The 18,293-nt window shown below is 65.0% G+C and carries 16 protein-coding genes; 7 read left to right on the top strand and 9 right to left on the bottom strand.

The annotated features are described in order from the left end of the window. The first annotated feature begins 9 nt into the window (after window positions 1-9). The 3 genes from D9V34_RS09745 to D9V34_RS18140 all read left to right on the top strand — a co-directional run bounded on the left by D9V34_RS09745 (window position 10) and on the right by D9V34_RS18140 (window position 3,260). Window positions 10-1,041: an NADP-dependent oxidoreductase gene (locus D9V34_RS09745; protein ID WP_121688645.1), complete on the top strand. Its 1,032-nt coding sequence runs from the start codon at window positions 10-12 to the stop codon at window positions 1,039-1,041. A gap of 172 nt (window positions 1,042-1,213) precedes the next feature. Further along, window positions 1,214-2,473 (top strand): ammonium transporter, encoded by a 1,260-nt coding sequence (locus tag D9V34_RS09740; protein ID WP_121688644.1) that lies wholly within the window; start codon window positions 1,214-1,216, stop codon window positions 2,471-2,473. A 223-nt stretch (window positions 2,474-2,696) separates the two neighbouring features. After that, a complete protein-coding gene (locus D9V34_RS18140; RefSeq protein WP_245991988.1) occupies window positions 2,697-3,260 on the top strand; it encodes a type II toxin-antitoxin system PemK/MazF family toxin in 564 nt (187 codons plus the stop codon). An 80-nt stretch (window positions 3,261-3,340) separates the two neighbouring features. On the opposite strand, the gene D9V34_RS09730 is transcribed toward D9V34_RS18140, so the two are convergent. From D9V34_RS09730 to D9V34_RS09715, 4 genes are all read right to left on the bottom strand, one after another. Next, a complete protein-coding gene (locus D9V34_RS09730; RefSeq protein ID WP_030143556.1) occupies window positions 3,341-3,706 on the bottom strand; it encodes an RNA polymerase-binding protein RbpA in 366 nt (121 codons plus the stop codon). A gap of 219 nt (window positions 3,707-3,925) precedes the next feature. After that, window positions 3,926-4,681, bottom strand: a complete 756-nt coding sequence (locus tag D9V34_RS09725) for a glycerophosphodiester phosphodiesterase family protein (RefSeq protein WP_183091938.1) — start codon at window positions 4,679-4,681, stop codon at window positions 3,926-3,928. A gap of 37 nt (window positions 4,682-4,718) precedes the next feature. After that, the gene (locus D9V34_RS09720; protein ID WP_121688642.1) at window positions 4,719-5,732 is read right to left on the bottom strand and encodes an SPFH domain-containing protein; all 1,014 of its coding nucleotides are present in this window, start codon (window positions 5,730-5,732) and stop codon (window positions 4,719-4,721) included. A 43-nt stretch (window positions 5,733-5,775) separates the two neighbouring features. Beyond that, on the bottom strand, window positions 5,776-6,246 hold the full coding sequence (locus D9V34_RS09715; protein ID WP_121688641.1) for an NfeD family protein: 471 nt from the start codon (window positions 6,244-6,246) through the stop codon (window positions 5,776-5,778). A 203-nt stretch (window positions 6,247-6,449) separates the two neighbouring features. On the opposite strand from D9V34_RS09715, the gene D9V34_RS09710 reads away from it, so the two are divergent. Beyond that, window positions 6,450-7,217, top strand: a complete 768-nt coding sequence (locus tag D9V34_RS09710; RefSeq protein ID WP_121688640.1) for an SDR family oxidoreductase — start codon at window positions 6,450-6,452, stop codon at window positions 7,215-7,217. A 73-nt stretch (window positions 7,218-7,290) separates the two neighbouring features. Here D9V34_RS09710 and D9V34_RS09705 read toward each other — a convergent pair whose 3' ends face one another. From D9V34_RS09705 to cmtR, 3 genes are all read right to left on the bottom strand, one after another. Continuing rightward, on the bottom strand, window positions 7,291-7,851 hold the full coding sequence (locus D9V34_RS09705; RefSeq protein WP_121688639.1) for an HdeD family acid-resistance protein: 561 nt from the start codon (window positions 7,849-7,851) through the stop codon (window positions 7,291-7,293). A 164-nt stretch (window positions 7,852-8,015) separates the two neighbouring features. After that, window positions 8,016-9,980: a heavy metal translocating P-type ATPase gene (locus tag D9V34_RS09700; RefSeq protein ID WP_425454450.1), complete on the bottom strand. Its 1,965-nt coding sequence runs from the start codon at window positions 9,978-9,980 to the stop codon at window positions 8,016-8,018. Then, window positions 9,980-10,393: a Cd(II)/Pb(II)-sensing metalloregulatory transcriptional regulator CmtR gene (gene cmtR, locus D9V34_RS09695; RefSeq protein ID WP_121688638.1), complete on the bottom strand. Its 414-nt coding sequence runs from the start codon at window positions 10,391-10,393 to the stop codon at window positions 9,980-9,982. Before cmtR ends, D9V34_RS09700 begins: the two co-directional genes overlap by 1 nt. A gap of 188 nt (window positions 10,394-10,581) precedes the next feature. Between cmtR and D9V34_RS09690 the strand changes: the two genes are divergently transcribed. The 3 genes from D9V34_RS09690 to D9V34_RS09680 are packed head-to-tail and all read left to right on the top strand — an operon-like array spanning window position 10,582 to window position 16,300. Beyond that, window positions 10,582-12,132: a DUF3375 domain-containing protein gene (locus tag D9V34_RS09690; RefSeq protein WP_183091937.1), complete on the top strand. Its 1,551-nt coding sequence runs from the start codon at window positions 10,582-10,584 to the stop codon at window positions 12,130-12,132. After that, a complete protein-coding gene (locus tag D9V34_RS09685) occupies window positions 12,129-12,941 on the top strand; it encodes a DUF4194 domain-containing protein (protein ID WP_121688636.1) in 813 nt (270 codons plus the stop codon). Before D9V34_RS09690 ends, D9V34_RS09685 begins: the two co-directional genes overlap by 4 nt. Continuing rightward, window positions 12,938-16,300 (top strand): ATP-binding protein, encoded by a 3,363-nt coding sequence (locus D9V34_RS09680; RefSeq protein WP_121688635.1) that lies wholly within the window; start codon window positions 12,938-12,940, stop codon window positions 16,298-16,300. Before D9V34_RS09685 ends, D9V34_RS09680 begins: the two co-directional genes overlap by 4 nt. A gap of 146 nt (window positions 16,301-16,446) precedes the next feature. Here the strand turns inward: D9V34_RS09680 and D9V34_RS09675 are convergent, their stop codons facing one another. After that, on the bottom strand, window positions 16,447-16,860 hold the full coding sequence (locus D9V34_RS09675; RefSeq protein WP_121688634.1) for a hypothetical protein: 414 nt from the start codon (window positions 16,858-16,860) through the stop codon (window positions 16,447-16,449). Between the two features lie 163 nt (window positions 16,861-17,023). Next, window positions 17,024-18,271 (bottom strand): pyridoxal phosphate-dependent aminotransferase, encoded by a 1,248-nt coding sequence (locus D9V34_RS09670; protein WP_030143541.1) that lies wholly within the window; start codon window positions 18,269-18,271, stop codon window positions 17,024-17,026. Between the last annotated feature and the right edge of the window lie 22 nt (window positions 18,272-18,293).

Below are 18,293 nucleotides of genomic sequence, written 5' to 3'. Positions count from 1 at the left end.
GCTGTATTTATGAACACCACACCGATTCCCGAAACCACCGTCGAATTCCACCTCGCCGAGCGCCCCGAGGGGTGGCCCACCCCGGACACCTTCCGACGCGTGGAGCGCACCCTGCCCGAGCTGGCCGAGGGCGAGGTTCGGGTGCTCAACCGGTTTGTCTCGGTTGATCCCTATATGCGTGGACGGATGAACCTGGGTGAGTCCTACGTCGCGCCGTTTGAGCTGGATGCGGCCCTGACCGGCGGTGCCGTCGGCCACGTGGTCGCTTCAAACGCCCCCGAGTTGCCCGTGGGCACCGCGGTCAGTCACGACCAGGGCTGGCGTTCGGTCGCCCAGGGACCCGCGACCACTTTCCGTCGGGCCGCCGAGATTCCCGGCGTTCCGCTGTCCACCTCCCTGGGCATCCTGGGTATGACCGGGCTGACCGCCTTTGTGGGGCTGCGTGATATTGCCGAGATCAAGCCCGGCGATGTGGTCTTCATCTCCGGTGCAGCCGGGGCCGTGGGTACCGCCGCGGGTCAGATCGCTCGCCTGATGGGCGCCTCACGCGTGGTGGGCTCGGCCGGAACCGATGCGAAGGTTGCGATGCTCACCGAGCGCTACGGCTACGACGCCGCCTTTAACTACAACGACGCGGCGCCGGTTGCCGAGCAGCTGGCCGAGGTCGCCCCGGACGGGATCGACGTGTACTTCGACAACGTCGGTGGTGAGCACCTCGAGGCCGCAATCGGTGCCCTGCACCGCGGTGGACGGATCGCACTGTGTGGCGCCAGCTCCGAGTACAACGTCACCACGCCCAAGGTGGGGCCGCGTAACATGAGCCGCCTGATTACCCAGAGCCTGCGCCTGCGCGGCTTCACCATCGGCGAGCATGTGGCCGTGGCCCCCGAGTTTGCCAAGGCTATGGGGGAGTGGTTCGCCGCCGGCAAGATCGCCTACGACGAGACCGTCGTCGAGGGCATCGAGAACACCCCGCAGGCCTTCATCGACCTGCTCGCCGGCAAGAACGTGGGCAAGATGGTGGTCCGCGTAGACGCGTAATTCGCGCTTCCCATGGGGCGGCGGCATCGGGTACGAAACATTCTGTTTACCGATGCCGCCGCCCTGTAACATTTTGGAAATCAGATCCTGCCGGTTTTGGAAATAACTTCTCGCCAAACTAATCGCAACGGCCTCTACTCCCGATGGAGGCCCAGACGGTTAGGAAAAGCTTATGGATACCGGATCTCTCGCCTGGGGACTCGTCGCCACCGCACTGGTGCTGCTGATGACCCCCGGCGTCGCCTTCTTCTACGGCGGCCTTGTCAAGATCAGCAGCGTCGTCAGCATGCTCATGCTGAGCTTCGGCTCGATGGGCCTGATCGGCGGACTCTGGATCCTCTACGGCTACAACATGACCCATGTCGACAACCCGAGCCAGTTCGCCGGTAACCCGCTCAACGACTTTGGGCTGAGCGGACTCGCCTCGGCACCGCACGCCAACGAAAACCTGATCGGGGTGGCCTTCGGCGCCACGTTTGCCATCATCACCGTGGCCCTGATCTCGGGAGCGATCGCGGACCGGGCACGCTTCGGTGCCTGGATGGTGTTTGCCGGAATCTGGGCAACCGTGGTCTACTTCCCGGTCACCGCCTGGATCTGGGGCGGCGGCTGGATCCAGAACCTCGGCACCGCGCTGTTTGGTAAGGACGCCGGCATCGAGGTCATCGACTACGCCGGTGGTACCGACGTGCACATCAACGCCGGTGCCGCAGCCCTGGCCCTCGCCCTGATCCTGGGCAAGCGAGTCGGCTTCAAGCCCGGCATCCAGAAGCCCCACAACGTGCCGCTGACCCTGATCGGTGCCTCGCTGCTGTGGTTCGGCTGGTTCGGATTCAACGCCGGTGCCGAGTGGCTCAACGGCCTGAAGAACGTCGGCCTGATCACGATCAACACGCTGGGCGCCACCGCCGCGGCCATCATCGGCTGGCTGATCATCGAGAAGATCCGTCACGGAAAGCCCACCTCAGTGGGTGCCGCCTCCGGCGCCGTCGCCGGCCTGGTTGCCATCACCCCTGCCTGCGCCAACCTGACCCCGGGTTGGGCCCTGGTCCTCGGAGTCCTGACCGGTGCGGTCTGCGCCGTGGCCATCGAGCTCAAGTTTGTCCTCGGCTTTGACGACTCGCTCGACGTGGTGGGTATCCACCTCGTGGGTGGTCTGATCGGAACCCTGTACCTCGGCTTCTTCGCCACCGGCACCGGCCTGTTTGTGGGCGGCGACTTCCGCCAGCTGGTGGTCCAGACCATCGCGGTCTTCGCGGTCCTGATCTACTCCTTCGTGGCCGCCTACGTCATCGGCTGGGTCATCCAGAAGACCATGGGCTTCCGCGTCACCAACGAGGACGAGATCGCCGGCGTCGACAGCGTGGTACACGGCGAGGACGGCTACGCCCTTACCCCGGTATCCACCGCAACCTCCGAGCACAGCCTCTAGGTTTCCCAAGCTCGCGTCGGGTCTTCAAGGGGAGGGCCCGACGCGAAACTCCCATCCGAATATCGGATCCCCGGTTTGTGCCAGGTCTTCAAGGGGAGGGCCTGGCACAACTCTTTTCCCAAACGAACCGGATGTGCACCCGCACATCCGGTTCGTTTTGTCCGTATGCGACACCCAGCTTGAAGCCTGGCAGCTCGGCGACGGCGTGCACTAGCGTAGGAGCGTGAACACGTTCCTGAGGATCCTGCGTGACCTGCTGTCGGCCCTGACCGGCCCAAGTCGTCCCACCAGCCGTCCCGGCGGTGCCGGCCGCCCCGGTGCCCCGGGAAAGCCCTCCGGGGGCTCGAGACCGGGGGAGACGCCCAGTCCCGGACAGAGCGGACCCGCGGCCACCCGCGGGGTGGACCCGCGCCGGGTGGGATCCGTCACCATGACCTATGCACCGAGCCGCGACGGTGACGCCGATCCGGGAGAGATTGTCTGGACCTGGGTCCCGTTTGAGGAGAACGATGGACGCGGCAAGGATCGTCCGGTTCTAGTGGTCGCCCGACTCCAGGGATCCGACGTGTTGGCCATTGCCCTCACCTCCAAACCCCATGCGGGTCAGAGCGACTTTGTCCCCATCGGTGCCGGTCCCTGGGATTCCCAGGGGCGTCCGAGCTGGGCAAACCTCGATCGGGTCTTCCGACTCCGTCCCGGTGGCATGCGGCGGGAAGCATCGGGCCTGGACCGTAAGACCTTTGAACAGGTGACCGCCGCCCTGAGTAAGCGTTACGGCTGGCGCTAACTGGGCGTTGCACACCGGAGGTTAAACGAAGGATGGGGATGCCCCTACGGGCATCCCCACAAATCCGGTGAACCTGTGGGCTAGGCGCCCACCTTTTTCTGTCCGCGCCGGGCGCGGAGGTAGTCGAGTCGTTCGTCCAGCAGGACCTGAAGCTCTTCGCGCGTGCGACGCTCCAGCAGCATGTCCCAGTGGGTACGCGCCTGCTTTTCCTCGCTCGGCTCGAGCTCGATCGGTTCGGTCCCCACCATCAGCACCGCGGCCTCGCCGCAGTTACGGCACTCCCAGGTGTCGGGTGCTTCGGCGTCGGCCGCAAAGACCAGTGCGGTCTCATGGCCGCACTTAGGACATAGGTAGATGTAACGTTCCCGGTCTGAGAACACAACACCCTCTTCGCTCTGTAGGCTCTGTGCCCCGAGGCGCATTCCGCGCAAACTGCGATCCGCCATTGTGTGGTCTCCTCTCGCGTGCTTGCCATTTATACCGGTCTAGCCTGAAAAAACTATGAGCGTGGATCGGTTCCCCACACCATACCGGCCCCGGCTACCGCGCAACAGGGCTTGGACACAAAAAGAATGACCCAGTGCACGGGTCAGATAAAACAACCGGTCACGGGCCACAAATTCCCGGCCGATGGAAAATCTCATCACCCGGTGTAAGCGCTCACATTAATGTACCTCGTTCGAGGGACAGAATCCCTCGGCGCGCAAATCCTCGATCACACTCACGGCAAGATCACAGCGATCGGTGATGACACCATCCACACCGGCCAGAATAAGCCGTCGAATATCGGCCGGATTGTTGATTGTCCACACGTGGGATTCGACCCCGACGTCGCGTAATCGGGCGATCAGGGCCGGGGTCATCGCGGGGAACGGACCGTATTTCTCGGGAAACTGCACGGCCTCGGTGCGGGTGGCCAGTCGGCGAAAAATCGGGCGGAGTCGTATCCAATGGGCAAGGATCAGCACAATCCCGGCCCAGCGTCCGGGGGAGCTTGCCACCGGACCGAGCCTCCTCATCGCCCTCCGCCGAGTACGCTCGGAAAACGAGGTCAGCAGGATCCGGGACCGGGCGTCTGCCCGAAGGATGACCTCCACCGCCGGGTCCACCGCGTCCGCCGACTTCAGGTCAACATTGATCGGGATGCTCGGGAATGCCGCCAGAAGTTCGGCGAGCGTCGTGAGTGATTCTCCGGGGCCGATCGCCGGGTCGCGCAGGCGATCCAGGGGGAGTGAGGCAACCGGAATCTGCCGACCCGCCTGCTCGAAGGTTGGATCGTGGTGCAGGATCGCGATCCCGTCCGCACTCACCCGAATATCCGTTTCCAGATGCGTCGCACCGGCGGCCACCGCCGCCGAGAACGCGGCCAGCGTATTTTCATTCACACGCGCCGAAACGGCCAGGCCGCGGTGTGCAAACACGCGCGGACTGGCCGTTTCAAAAAACGCGGGGGAGTTGCTACTCACCACTCGACGCGGGGTTCTGCTTGGTGTATCCCAGGGCCGCGGCGATACCCTCGACATCCACGCCCGCGACCGGAGTCGCGGCACCGGGTGCGCTGGGGGTGGGGGTGGCATCACCCTTGGGGGTAAAGGCGCCGCCGATACCCTTGAGGGCCTCGGTGAGTTCGGACGGCACGATCCACAGCTTATTGGCCGAACCATCCGCGAGCTTGGGCAGCGTCTGGAGGTACTGGTAGGCCAGCAGCTTGTTGTCGGGATTTCCGGCATGGATCGAGGCGAACACGGTCTTGATCGCCTCGGCCTCACCGTTTGCACGCAGCACAGCGGCCTGGGCGTCACCCTCGGCACGCAGAATCTCCGACTGACGCAGACCCTCGGCCTCGAGGATCGCCGACTGCTTGGTACCCTCGGCGGTCAGAATCGCCGCACGCTTGTCACGCTCGGCGCGCATCTGCTTCTCCATCGAGTCCTGGATCGACAGGGGCGGATCGATGGCCTTGAGCTCCACGCGTCCCACGCGGATGCCCCACTTGCCGGTGGCCTCATCCAGAACGATACGCAGCTGGCCGTTGATGTTGTCGCGGCTAGTCAGCGCCTCCTCGAGGTTCAGACCACCCACCACGTTACGCAGGGTCGTGGTGGTGAGCTGCTCCACCGCGCCCAGGTAGTTGGCGATTTCATAGGTGGCGGCACGGGCGTCGGTGACCTGGAAATAGACCACGGTGTCGATTGACACAACCAGGTTATCCTCGGTGATCACCGGCTGCGGCGGGAAGGAGACAACCTGCTCGCGCATGTCAATCAGCGGACGCAGGCGGTCGATAAAGGGGACCAGGATGTTCAGTCCCGGCTGCAGGGTCTTGTGGTAGCGGCCCAGCCGCTCCACCACGCCCGAACTTGCCTGGGGGATGATGCGGACCGCGCGAGCGATCACCACCAGGACAAAGATCACCAGCGCAACCAGGGCGATGATGCCGATTACGGCACCAATTGATACGTCGTCGTTCACGATGTTCCTCTTGTTCTGTGTTGGTTCGCCGTTGTGACGAGACCTAGACGGGGGGAGTCGCGTCGGGGCGCACCAGAGCGGTGGCACCCTCGATCAGAGCTACGGAAATCACCGTGCCGGGTTCCAGCGCGGTACCGGGACCATCGGCTACGGTGCGTGCGGTCCAGGTTTCCCCGTTGGAAAGCTTGACCAGCCCCGTCCCCGCGCTCACGGTTTCCAAAACCACGCCACCCTGACCAACCACGGCATCCATATTGCTCTTGGTTGGGTCACCGCCGCGCTGGAGGGCACGCAGGAGGGGAGGGCGCACCAGCAGAATCAGCAGCATGCCGGCAATGCCGGCAATGATGATCTGGCCCCACCATTCCACCCGCAGAATGCCACTCAGCAGCCCAACAAAGCTACCGATGGCCAACATGAGGAAGGTGAATTCCAGGGTCAGCATCTCGATGATGATGAAGATCAGGATCAGCGCAAGCCACGCGATCCAGATATACGGGGTAATCATCTCCATGGTCGTCCAATTCCTTTCAGGATGTGGGCGAAAACTCTTGCAGCAAACCTACCAGTTCGACGGGTCAATTCCGGAGAAAAAGGGCGGATCGTTCGCACTTTGTGTCTCTATGCCGCGGGTGGGATGGGGCGGTCTTGCTAGAATCGTCGCTGGGCCACTTTGCCCACCTCGTCCTTTCCGCACCCTTCAAGGAGCATCACACAGTGTCTGAAATCCTCGCCCCGGGCAGCCTCGCCGGCAAAAACGTCCTCGTCACCGGTTCCTCTCGCGGGGTCGGCGCGGACACCGTTCGCTACTTTGCCGAGGCCGGCGCCCGCGTCGTGATCAACTTCCGCAATAAGGAGGCACGGGCGATCAAGCTGGCCGAGCAGATTCGCGCCGCCGGCGGTACCGCGATCACCGTGGGTGCCGACCTGACCGATCCCGCCTCGGTGGCGGACATGATGGACACGATTCGCGCCGAGTACGGCTCGCTGGACATCCTGGTCCTGAACGCCTCGGGCGGCATGGAGTCCGGCATGGCCGAAAACTACGCCCTGCTGCTCAACCGTGACGCACAGCTCAACGTCCTGGAGAGCGCCAAGTCGCTCCTGGGCGAGGGTTCGCGCGTGGTGTTCGTGACCAGCCACCAGGCGCACTTCATCCGCCAGACCCCGACCATGCCCGAGTATGAGCCCGTCGCGCTGTCCAAGCGCGCCGGTGAAGACGCCCTGCGCGAGCAGATCCCAGCCCTCGCCGAGGCCGGAATCGGTTTCGTGGTGGTTTCCGGCGACATGATCGAGGGCACCATCACCGCAACCCTGCTGGACCGACTGAACCCCGGTGCCATCGCCGAGCGCCGCGAGCAGGCCGGCAAGCTCTACAACGTGGCCGAGTTCGCCGCCGAGGTGGCCCTGGCCGCAGTCGAGACCGTGCCCGCCGACAACACCCGCCTGGTCGGGGACACCGGCAGCTTCGGTTCCGGCGAATAAAACGTAACAAAAATCCCGCATTCGTAGTGAATGCGGGATTTTTGTGGTTTTGGGGGAGTGGCCACGGGTGGGATTACCCGTGGCGCCCAAACATAAACGCCTGAATAATCTGCAGGATGCCGCCGACAACCAGGAATGCCGCGGCAATAACCAGCAGAATAGCGGCGGTGCTGAGTGGGATAAACAGCACCATCACACCGGCCACAATGCTCAGAATCCCATAAAGAATGCCAAACCATTTGGCGCGGTCGTTGCTGCGCCCGGTCAGTGCGGCGATGCCCTCGATAATCCAGGTGATGCCGATCACCGTCGCCAGAATGGTCGCGCCAAAGACCGGATTTTCCAGCGTATAGATGCCGCCGGCCACCAGAAGCAAGCCGAGGATCCCGCTGGAGATGCGATACACGGTATCCGAGTCGGTGGCCAGCGCCGCGGCAATTAGGCGCATCACGCCAGCCACAATGAAATACAGCCCAAAGAGCCAGCCCACGGCAATCAGCGCGGATCCGGGCTGCGCCAGAATCAGGATTCCCACCAGAACGGCAACAATGCCGGTAACGCCGAGCCCCACACGAATTCCGTTGACCGCCGAGTCGCGCAGCTGTCTACTGTCAATCACTAGTCGATCACTCATGATCTTTCCCCTTCGATCACACCGGTACCGGTACGTCCATTCTGACGCAGACGCTCGTTATTCAGCTATGGGACCACAGGTTTGTGCCCGAATCGCAATTCATTCATTGCGCCGATAATGTACATTATGTCAAGTAACCGGTTTGTGGCCCTCTCCTGTGGCGACTAGCTTCCCACCATCCGCCGGGGAATCCGGGCGGCACGAACGCCATTGAGGATCACGATCACCTCGGCGACTTCATGCACCAGCACCACCCCGGCCAGTCCCAGGACGCCCCACAGCGCCAGCGGAACCAGCACCACGATGATCGCCAGCGCAAGCACAATGTTCCCGGTCATGATCCGGAGTCCGCGGCGCGCATGGGCGATCGCCCGCGGGAGCTGCCGCAGGTCCGTGCCCACGAAGGCGATATCGGCGGATTCCAGCGCGGCGGCCGACCCCGTCTGCCCCATCGCGATCCCCACATCCGCGGTGGCCAGCGCCGGGGCGTCGTTGATGCCGTCCCCGATCATCGCAGTGGTTGCCGTACGCCGATATTGCTCGATCACCCGCGCCTTGTCGGTGGGCAGCTGCTCATGATGCACCTCGGCAATGCCCGCGGTGTGCGCGAGCGCCTCGGCCGTGCGGGCTGAATCGCCCGTCAGCAGCGCCACCTCGATCCCCTGGGCACGCAGAGTCGCCACCGTCTCCCCCGCCTCGGGTCGAAGTTCGTCACGAATACCGATCACCGTCGACGCTCGCCCGTCCAGCTCGATCACAACGACGGTCATTCCTACCGAAGCCAGGCGTTCGGCAGCGCTCACCAGCCCACCGTCGCCCTCCGCATCGAGCAGCCACCGAGCGCTGCCGACGCGCACACGCACGCCATCCACCAGCCCCGCAAGTCCCCGCCCAGCCTCCTCGGTCACGTCCTGTGCCACCGGGAGCTGTCCGGTGGGCACGGCGGCCACAATTGCCCGTGCGAGCGGGTGCGTGCTCCGCATCTCCAGCGCCGCGGCCGCGATCAACGCGGCATCGGATGATCCAGCATCCGCGCTCTCGACTGCGACCACCTCGGGGACGTTGCGTGTGAGCGTGCCGGTCTTATCAAACACCACCCGTCGCACGGCCCCGAGGCGTTCAAATGCCGCGCCGGATTTGACGATGACACCAAATCGACTGGCCGAACCGATCGCCGAAATCACGGTGACCGGAACCGCGATCGCCAGCGCACAGGGCGACGCCGCTACCAGGACAACCAGGGCGCGTTCGGTCCAGAATCCCGGATCTCCCACCAGGAAGCCAAAAATCACCACGAGGGCCGAGAGGATCAGAACGGCGGGGACCAGCGGCCGCGCGATTCGATCGGCACGGCGCGCCCACTCCCCCTTGCGATCCTGAGCCGCACTCACCAGCGCGACGATATCGGTCAGGGAGTTGTTTCGGCCATCGGCCGTGGCGGTAATGCGCAGGCTCGCCGAGCCGTTGATCGCCCCGGCCGCAATCGGGTCACCCGGCGCCACCGAGACCGGGATCGATTCACCGGTAATGGCCGAGAGGTCTACCCCGCCGCGTCCCGCGGTCACGATGCCGTCGGTGGCAACCCGCTCCCCCGCGGCAACCAGCAACACGTCACCGATCCGCACATCCGCGCCGGCAACGACACGCTCGTGGCCGTCACGCAGCACCCGCACCTCGGTGGGAATCAAATCGAGGAGGGCACCCAGACCGTGGCGCGCACGATCCATCGCCCGGTCTTCGAGCGCCTCGGCCAGGGAAAAGAGGAAGGCCAGGGCCGCGGCCTCGGCCACGTGACCAAGAAGTACCGCGCCCACTGCGGCGATGGTCATGAGCAGTCCCACGGTGAGGTGCCCGCGCCACAGCTTGCGCAGCGCGCCAGGGATGAAGGTCCACGCCCCCAGCGCAAGCGACACCGCCTGGATCACCAGTGCGGCCACCGGGAATCCGAGCGCCGAGACGCCGGCACCCACCATGAGAAATACCCCCGAGGCCGCGGGGATCAGGACACCGGCATCCCGCCACCAGGGAGTCAGCGCCTCGCGCACTACGGGGGCGGTGTGATCGGCACCCTCCCGCTCGGGTCCGGCGGCGATCGGTGCCTCGGCGGGTCCACAGCATGCGTCGGCCACTAGCTCCGCTCCCTCGCGCGGTCGATGGCGTTGTCGGCTTGACCACTAGTGTCGCCATCGACTGCGGCATCCGGGCAGCAACCGGGTTCGGTGCAGGAGGTGTTCACGCAGGGCGCCCCATCATCCACGGCGAGCACCACTCCGAGCAGCGATTCGATCGCCCGGGTGATGTGCGGGTCGGAGATTTCATACCGCGTCGATCGACCCTCGGGGACCGCCACCACGATGCCGCATCCACGCAAACAGGCGAGATGGTTGGAGACATTGGTGCGCGTCAGGTCCAGATCCGTCGCGAGTTTGCCCGTATATCCGGGCCCGGTCATGAGTTCAAGCAGGATGCGGGAGCGGGTGGCGTCGGCCATGGCGCGGCCGAGCCGATTCATGACGTCGAGACGGGAGGCTAATGTCAGCATGCACTGACTATACAGCGAACACTGACATATGCCAAGGGTAATCCCTCCTCCACAGGTTTCCGAGGCGACGAAGTTGTCCCCCAATCCTCAGGCCAGGAGTGGCGGGATCGTGTCGGATCGGTAACGTACGAGAGAATAGAGGTTGGCCCGCCGGCGGTGGGCCACGCGACAACGGGAGGATGAACGCGGTGAGTGACGTACTGCGAGAGCTGACACGGGTGAGGGAGTCCTTTGACAAACCCACCCTGCGCCTGCTCGATCGAAAATGGGCACCCCTGGTGCTCACCATCTTCCGGACCTCCTTTAGCCGGGAGCGCCAGAGCATTCATGCCGAGCGGCTCCACGTCCAGGTAGACACCTATCTGCAGGAGCTCGCCGCGCTCGGCGAGGAGGTTCCCCCGGGTGCCGGTCGCTCGCTCTGCGTACAGTGGATGAACGATCGCTGGCTCTACCGCTCGAGCGACAACGACGGTGAGGAGCGCTACTCACTCACCTCCCACGCCCTCGAGGCGCTCGCACTGGTCGATTCCCTGGCCAAGGACCGAGCGCTGATCAGCGAATCACGACTGACCACCATTCTTGACACCATGCACCACTGGGCCACCGAGGCAGACCCCGATCCACACACCCGTATTCAGCGGCTGGACGATCGCATTGCCGAGCTCACCGCCGAACGCGATCGCCTCCGCGGCGGTGGCGAGGTCCCCGCCGCCGGTAACGAGCGCATGTATGAGGGCTATCAGAACCTGATCGACCTCATCGGTCAGCTTCCCAGCGACTTCAAGCGGGTCGAAGAGTCGGTCGCGGCCATGCACCGCCAGATCATCAGCGACTTCCGTGCCGAGGAGCGTCCCATCGGCGAGGTGCTGGATGAGTATCTGGCCAAGACCGACGAACTCATGGGTGCCACGGCCGAGGGCCGAGCCTTTGAGGGAGCGTTCGCGCTGCTGCGCAACGAGGAACTCCTCACCGCGCTGCGTCAGGATATCCAGACCATTCTTGACCACCCGTTCGCCGCCGGGCTGGGGTCGGGGGCTCGGCGCGACTTCCGCGGCACGGTTTCGATCCTGCGCTCGGGCATCGATGATGTGCTTTCCCAGCGCCGTCGCCTCACCGCAACGCTGCGTGAGCACATCGAAAACCACGATCACGTGCGCGATCGCGAACTCGATGCGGTGCTGCGTGCGCTCGGGCGCGAACTGGAAACCTGGATGCACACCGCCGGCCCCCGCTCCACCGTCCCGGTGGAACTGCTGCCCGAGGTTCCCGAGACGCCACACCTGCGCGAACGCCTGTGGGATCCCCTCTCGGCGGCGCCGCCACCCCCGCTGGAGGATCACGCGGCCGACGCTCCCGCCGCCCCGGAAATCGACACCATTCGCGTCCAGGGAGGACCGTACCTCGACGAGGTGCGCGCGGCGATTGGTGCGGCAGCCCGGGATGTCGAGGACGCCCCACTCGGCGAGCTGTTTAATACGCTGAGCCCGGATCTCCGCCGTCCGGTCGAGATTTTTGGCCTCTTACACCTGCTCACGCAGGCCGAAATTGGCGTCGAAGCCGATGCCTACGACGAATTCTCTACCATCCGTCCCGACCACACCGCGCGCACCTTCCGGGTCCCGCGGGTGCGTCTGGACCGCGAGGCGCAACGCGCCCTTGCCCATATCGAACAGATTATCGACGGCGCCGAGACCGACGACTCCCCCGCCCAGACCGCTCAGGAGGACACCCCCGCATGACCCGAGACACGATGATTGAGGACGGCGTGCCCGAGGTAGACCCCGAGGGCACCGTCTCACTGTTTGAGGGCGACGAGGGCCGACTCGACCTCGCCCAGCGACGCGCGCTGGTCACGCTGCTGCGCGGCCGCTACCTGAGCGCCGCCGACCACCCGCGCGAGTGGAAGACCCTGCTCGCCTCCGAAGCGGTGCTGCGCTCCCGCCTCAACGACCTCTTCCTGGATCTGCACATCGATCGGGCATACGAGGTGGCGTTTAAGCGTCAGGCTCACCCCGAGGAGGGGGGACGCTTCCCCACCCTGCTGCGTGATACCGCCTACACTCGCGAGGAGACCATTCTGCTGGTCTTCCTGCGCGGACGATTCCGCAGCGAGCGAGGTAATGGACGCGAGAGCGTGCACGTGGGGCGCGAGGAGATGCTCGGGCGGATCGCCCAGTTCCGCCCCGCATACTCCACCGACCAGTCGGGCGATGCGCGCAAGGCCGACAAGGCCATCGAGTCGATGACTCGCTCACAAATCCTGCTGCGCACCGACGATCCCGACCGATTCCGGATTGCGCCCGTGATCGAGGTGCTGCTGCCACTGGAACGGTTGAGTGAGCTGCTCGAGTGGTTCCGGACACGCTCGGGACAGGTGCAGGACGCCGACAACGTCGATATCGCGGGTGCGGACACCAATGATCTAGACGAGACAGACCCTGCGGAGCTAGAGGCCGAGGCGGAAGACGAGGTGGATGACGAACCAACGTCCGAACCCGCCACCGAACCTGCCGCCGAGACCAATACCGATGAGGAGAACACCAAGTGAGCGACGCCCCTCTCTTCCACATTGACGGCGCCACCGAGGGCACCACCCAGTGGCGCGCCGAACTGTTCCAGGTGGTCAACTGGGGTGGCTTCCAGGGCCACCACGCGATTCCCCTCTCCCCCACCGCCACGCTGCTCTCGGGTGCATCCGGCTCGGGTAAAAGCACGCTCATGGACGCGTATCTGGCCCTGATGATGCCCTCGGACACCGCGTTCAACGGTGCCTCCAACGATGCCACTACCGGACGTGCACGCGGGGCGGATCAGCGCAACCTGCTGTCCTATCTGCTCGGAAAGACGGATTCGCGACGCGACCCGGAAACCGGCGTCATGCTTGACCGGGTGTTGCGCGGGGAAAACTCCTCCACCTGGGGTGCCATTTCGATGACCTTCGTGGACGATAATCAGCGCCGCTTCACCGTGCTGCGCACCTACTTTGTCCCGCGTGGAGCCGCTGCTTCGGCGAATGTCTCGATGAAGATGGCCGTCCTGGACAGCGAGTTTGACCTGCGAGAGCTGGCCGCTATCGCCGAGAGCCGTTTTGATCGTCGCGCGCTTCGCGGAGTCGTGCCCGGTATCCAGGTGTGCGGAACATACCTGGAGTTCGCCCAGAAGCTGCACACCCGTTTGGGCATTGGTGCCGGGGGTGATGGCTCGAAGGCGCTGCGTCTGCTCGCTCGCATCCAGGCAGGACAGCAGGTGCGCACGGTGGATGGCCTCTATAAGTCGATGGTGCTGGAGCGTCCGGCCACCTTCGAGGCAGCCGATACGGCGCTCGCGCACTTCGCCGACCTGGAGAAGTCCTATGAGGCGATGGTGACCGAGGACCAGAAATCCACGGTTCTCGGCGCCGTCCCCGCGCTCATGGCCGAGCACGCCCGGGCCCGGGCCGAAGAGGCCACCATCGATACGTTTGGGGTCAACCAGGAGGGGGCCACGGCCTTCAACCTGTGGCGGGTCCGCACCGAGCGTGCCCTGCTGGAGACCGCCACAACCACCAACGCCGCCGACCGACGCGGCGCAAGAGAACGCATTGCCACGGCTCGCGAACACGAGGATGGGCTGGCCTCCCGGCTTGCCACGATCCAGCGTCAACAGCGCGAAAACGGGGGTGATGTCCTCGAGGATCTGGGACAGCAGCGCACGGCCCTCGAACACCGTCGCGAGCAGGTGGCGCTCGAGCGTGACGCCTTTGTTGAGCGCGTCTCGGTCCTGGGGGCGGCCCCCGAATCGGCCGCCGAGTTTACCGCCGCACAGGACGCCGCCGATACATTCCTCGCCGCGTATACCGATCGCGAGCAGGAACACGAGGACCGCATTAACGCGCGCGGCCGAGACCAGTATCCGTTGGAAGCGGATCGCCGTGCCCTGCGCGATGAGGCGGTGTCGCTCAGCGGGCGGACCGGTTTGGTCCCGCCCCATCTGCACCAGGCACGTCTGGCGCTGGCGGAGGCCAGCGGGCTGAACCCGGCAGACCTGCCGTTTGTGGCAGAACTCATCGACCTGGCAGCCGGCGAGGAACGCTGGCGCACGGCCGCCGAGGTGACGCTGGGTCCGGTGTCCCGTATCCTGGTGGTGGATGAGGAACACCTCGATGCCTTCTCGCGCAGTATCGATGAGGTTGAGCTCTCTACTCGGATCGTGTTTGAGGGTGTCCCCGCGGGGACGTTTACGCCGGCCGAGGCTGACCCCGAGATGATTTCCGGCAAGCTGGTGTTCCAGGACTCCCCCTACGCCCACTGGGTGCAGGACCGGGTGCGCGCCCCGCACACCGACGCGCTGTGTGTGGAATCCGCAGCCGAACTGCGCGGCTCCGGCCGCCGGGTGGCCCCGAGCGGGCAGACTCGCGACGGCAGTCGCGGTGCACACGGAGATAACAATGTGCGTCCGATCATCGGGTTCTCGAACACCGCGCGGCTCACCCAGATCGAAGCCGAGGTTGCCGACCTGGACGCGCGCCTGGCCGAACTGGTCGGTGAGATCACCGCCGAACGTGCCGGCCTGGCGGTCCTGCGTGCGCACCGTGATGCACACCGTTTGGTGCGCGATGCCCGCTGGTCGACGATCGACGTGGTCGCGGTCGAGCTCGCACTGAGCGAACTCGCCGCCGAACGCGAACGGGTTCTCGCCGACAGCGATGTGCTGCGCAGCCTGGGCGATGAGGAAACCCGCCTGCGGGTGGAGCGCGATGCCGCCCAGCGGGAACGATTCCTTGCCGAGGATGCCGGCTCGCAGCTGGCCACCGAACATGAGCGACTCGTGGACCGCGAGGATGAACTGGCCGAGGCGTGGGAACGGGTCAACACCGCCGAGTTGGCGCCCGAACATGCGGAGCGCCTCGATGAGGAGCTCGCCGCCGTGGGGGGCGGAACCGACCTAGCCGCCTTCGATTCCGGCGTGAAACGACTGGGTGATCGTCTCCGCGCGCAGTCCACCCAGGCCCGCGAGGCCGCGCTGGCCGCCGAGTCGGCACTCGAATCGGCATTCCGGATCTATCAGGACCGTTGGCCGGACCCCAACCTGGGCACCACGATCGAATCGGCCGAGGGCTACCGCGATATCCTCGACACGATCATCACCACCGGCCTGCATGAGCGACGCCAGGAGTGGACCCGGCGGCTGTCCGAGTGGAGTGGGCAGGATCTCGTGCCGCTCGGCGGTGCCTTCGACGGTGCGATCGAGGCCATCGAGGAACGCCTGGACCCGGTCAACGAGATTCTCTCGACCCTGCCCTTTGGTGCCGGACGCGACCGACTCAAGATTGCCCTGCGACGCCTGCACGGCGAGGACGTGACCCGGTTCCGTCGTGAACTGCGTGAGCTCTCCGCCGGATCCACCGAGATTCTCGATGACGCGGCCGCGCAGGAACGGTTCACCCGCCTGCGGGCGTTCATGGATCTGCTCCGTGAAAACGGTGAGGGTCGGCGTGACGACCTGCTGGATGTGCGTCGCCATGTGGAGATCACCGCCGTTCGCCAGACGGTTGACGGAGTCGAAGTCAGCACGTACTCCTCACTCGGTGGAAAGAGCGGTGGTGAATCCCAGGAGCTGGTCGCCTTCATCGTGGGGGCCGCCCTGCGCTTCCAGCTCGGAGATGAATCCCGAACCCGTCCGCGATTCGCACCGGTGTTCCTCGATGAGGGATTTGTGAAGTCCGACGCCGAGTTCGCCGGACGTGCGGTCGCGGCCTGGCAGGGCCTCGGATTCCAACTCATCGTGGGTGCACCGCTGGATAAGGTCACGGCGCTCGAACCGTATATGGATCGGATGCTCTCGATGACGAAAAACAATGCCAGCGGGCTGTCGTTTGTGGCCGAGATCGCCGGGGCTGGTTTGGGTGATGAGGTCGACGCGGCCTAACCCGGGCACACAGATAGGCACACAGGCGGGTGCGCACTCCCCCGAGCGCGCACCCGTCTGACTCACGCTCAGCGCGCACCCGTCTGACTCACGCTCAGCGCGCACCCGTCTGACTCACGCTCAGCGCGCGCACACGTGAACCGCGCTCAACTCGGAGACGTGGCCACGCGAGGCACTCGATGCAGCCAGGCGTTTTCGCCGGGGGCCTCGGGGCGAAAGCCGTGCGCGCGATACCAGGCGGCAAGCCTGCCGGTGTCACTGCCAAATGCCGGATGTGGTTCCAGGGCGATCTCCCAGCCGGCGGAATCGGCGCGGCGACACAGGAAGCCGAGGGCACGATCCGCCAGGCGCTGACCGCGCAGCGGATAGGGAACCTGGATAAGGTCGAGAATGACCTGATGCCCGTGGGGGCGAAGAAGAATTTGAATGTGCGGATCGATGTCACGATGAATACGCTCGCGAACCGCGTCGAGGGTGGCGGTGGATGGGAGCATCGGAATGTCGGGCTCGGGCAGGGCGAGCATCCCGGCGCGGCGCGCGGGGAAACTGGAATCGGTCACGGGGAATCCTTCGTTTTTGTGCAAAAGCGCACACGCAAAAACGCCCGGATCTGCCCGGGCGCTCCCCATACCCTACCAGGGACCACACTGCGATGTTCACGCGTCGCCACCTCACGCAAAATGCCCGCCTCGACCAGATCGAGACGGGCATTTCAGCACAAACCTACTGGTGGTAGGAGGACAGGAAGTTCCCCAGTCGCTCAAGCGCCACCTCAAGGTCACCCACACCCGGCAGCGTCACCACGCGGAAGTGGTCGTGCCGCGGGTAGTGGAAACCGGTGCCCTGAACAACGAGGATGTGCTCCTTGAGCAGGAGGTCCTGCACAAACTTCTCATCATCGTGAATCTCGTGCACCTCGGGGTCCAGCCGCGGGAACGCGTAAAGCGCACCCTGTGGCGCGACCACCGATACGCCGGGAATCGCATTGAGCATGTCCACGGCCACGCGGCGCTGCTCGTAGAGTCGACCGCCGGGCTTGAGCATCGGATCGATGCTCTGATAGCCACCGAGCGCCGCCTGAATCGCAAACTGGGCGGGCACGTTGGCGCACAGGCGCATGCTGGAGAGCAGCGAGATACCCTCGATGAAGGAGGCCGCGCGGTCACGCGGACCGGTGATGATAACCCAGCCCGAACGGTAGCCGGCGATCCGGTACGTCTTGGACAGACCGTTGAAGGTCAGGCAGAGGACATCGTGTGCGAGGGTCGCGATGGAGATGTGCTCGGCCTCATCGTAGAGGATCCGGTCGTAGATCTCATCGGCGAAGATGACCAGGTCGTGACGACGAGCGACGTCGGCCAGCTTGGTCAGCACCTCCTTGGAGTACACGGCACCGGTGGGGTTATTGGGGTTGATGACCACGATGCCGCGGGTGCGGTCGGTGATCTTCGCCTCGATATCGGCGATATCGGGCTCCCAGTTCTGCTCCTCGATGGCGTTGTAGTGCACCACGTTACCGCCGGCGAGGGTGGCCGAGGCCGTCCACAGCGGGTAGTCCGGGGAGGGAATCAGCAGCTCATCGCCCGGGTTCAGGAATGCCTGCAGGGTCATCGTGATCAGCTCGGACACACCGTTACCCAGGTAGATGTCGTTGACATCGAACGCGGGGAAGTTCTCGCGCACCTGGTAGTGGTTGAAGATCGCGCGGCGGGCCGAGAGGATTCCACGGGAGTCGGAGTATCCGCTCGCGGCGGGCAGGGTCGCGATCATGTCGCGCACGATCGCGCTCGGCGCCTCGAACCCGAACGGTGCGGGGTTGCCGATGTTCAACCGCAGGATCTTGTGTCCGTCGGCCTCCAGTCGGGCGGCGTGCTCGTGCACCGGGCCGCGGATATCGTAGAGGACGTTTGCCAGCTTGGCGGATTGCAGGATGGGACGCGGCTTGCGCGTCGACTTTTCTGGATCAGACACACTGCCACTATACGCCCGTACA

The organism is Mycetocola lacteus, assembly GCF_003667575.1.
In the GTDB taxonomy this organism is placed as follows: domain Bacteria; phylum Actinomycetota; class Actinomycetes; order Actinomycetales; family Microbacteriaceae; genus Mycetocola; species Mycetocola lacteus.
The sequence above is the reverse complement of the archived record's forward strand: the minus strand, read 5'-3'. Positions and strand labels throughout refer to the sequence as shown.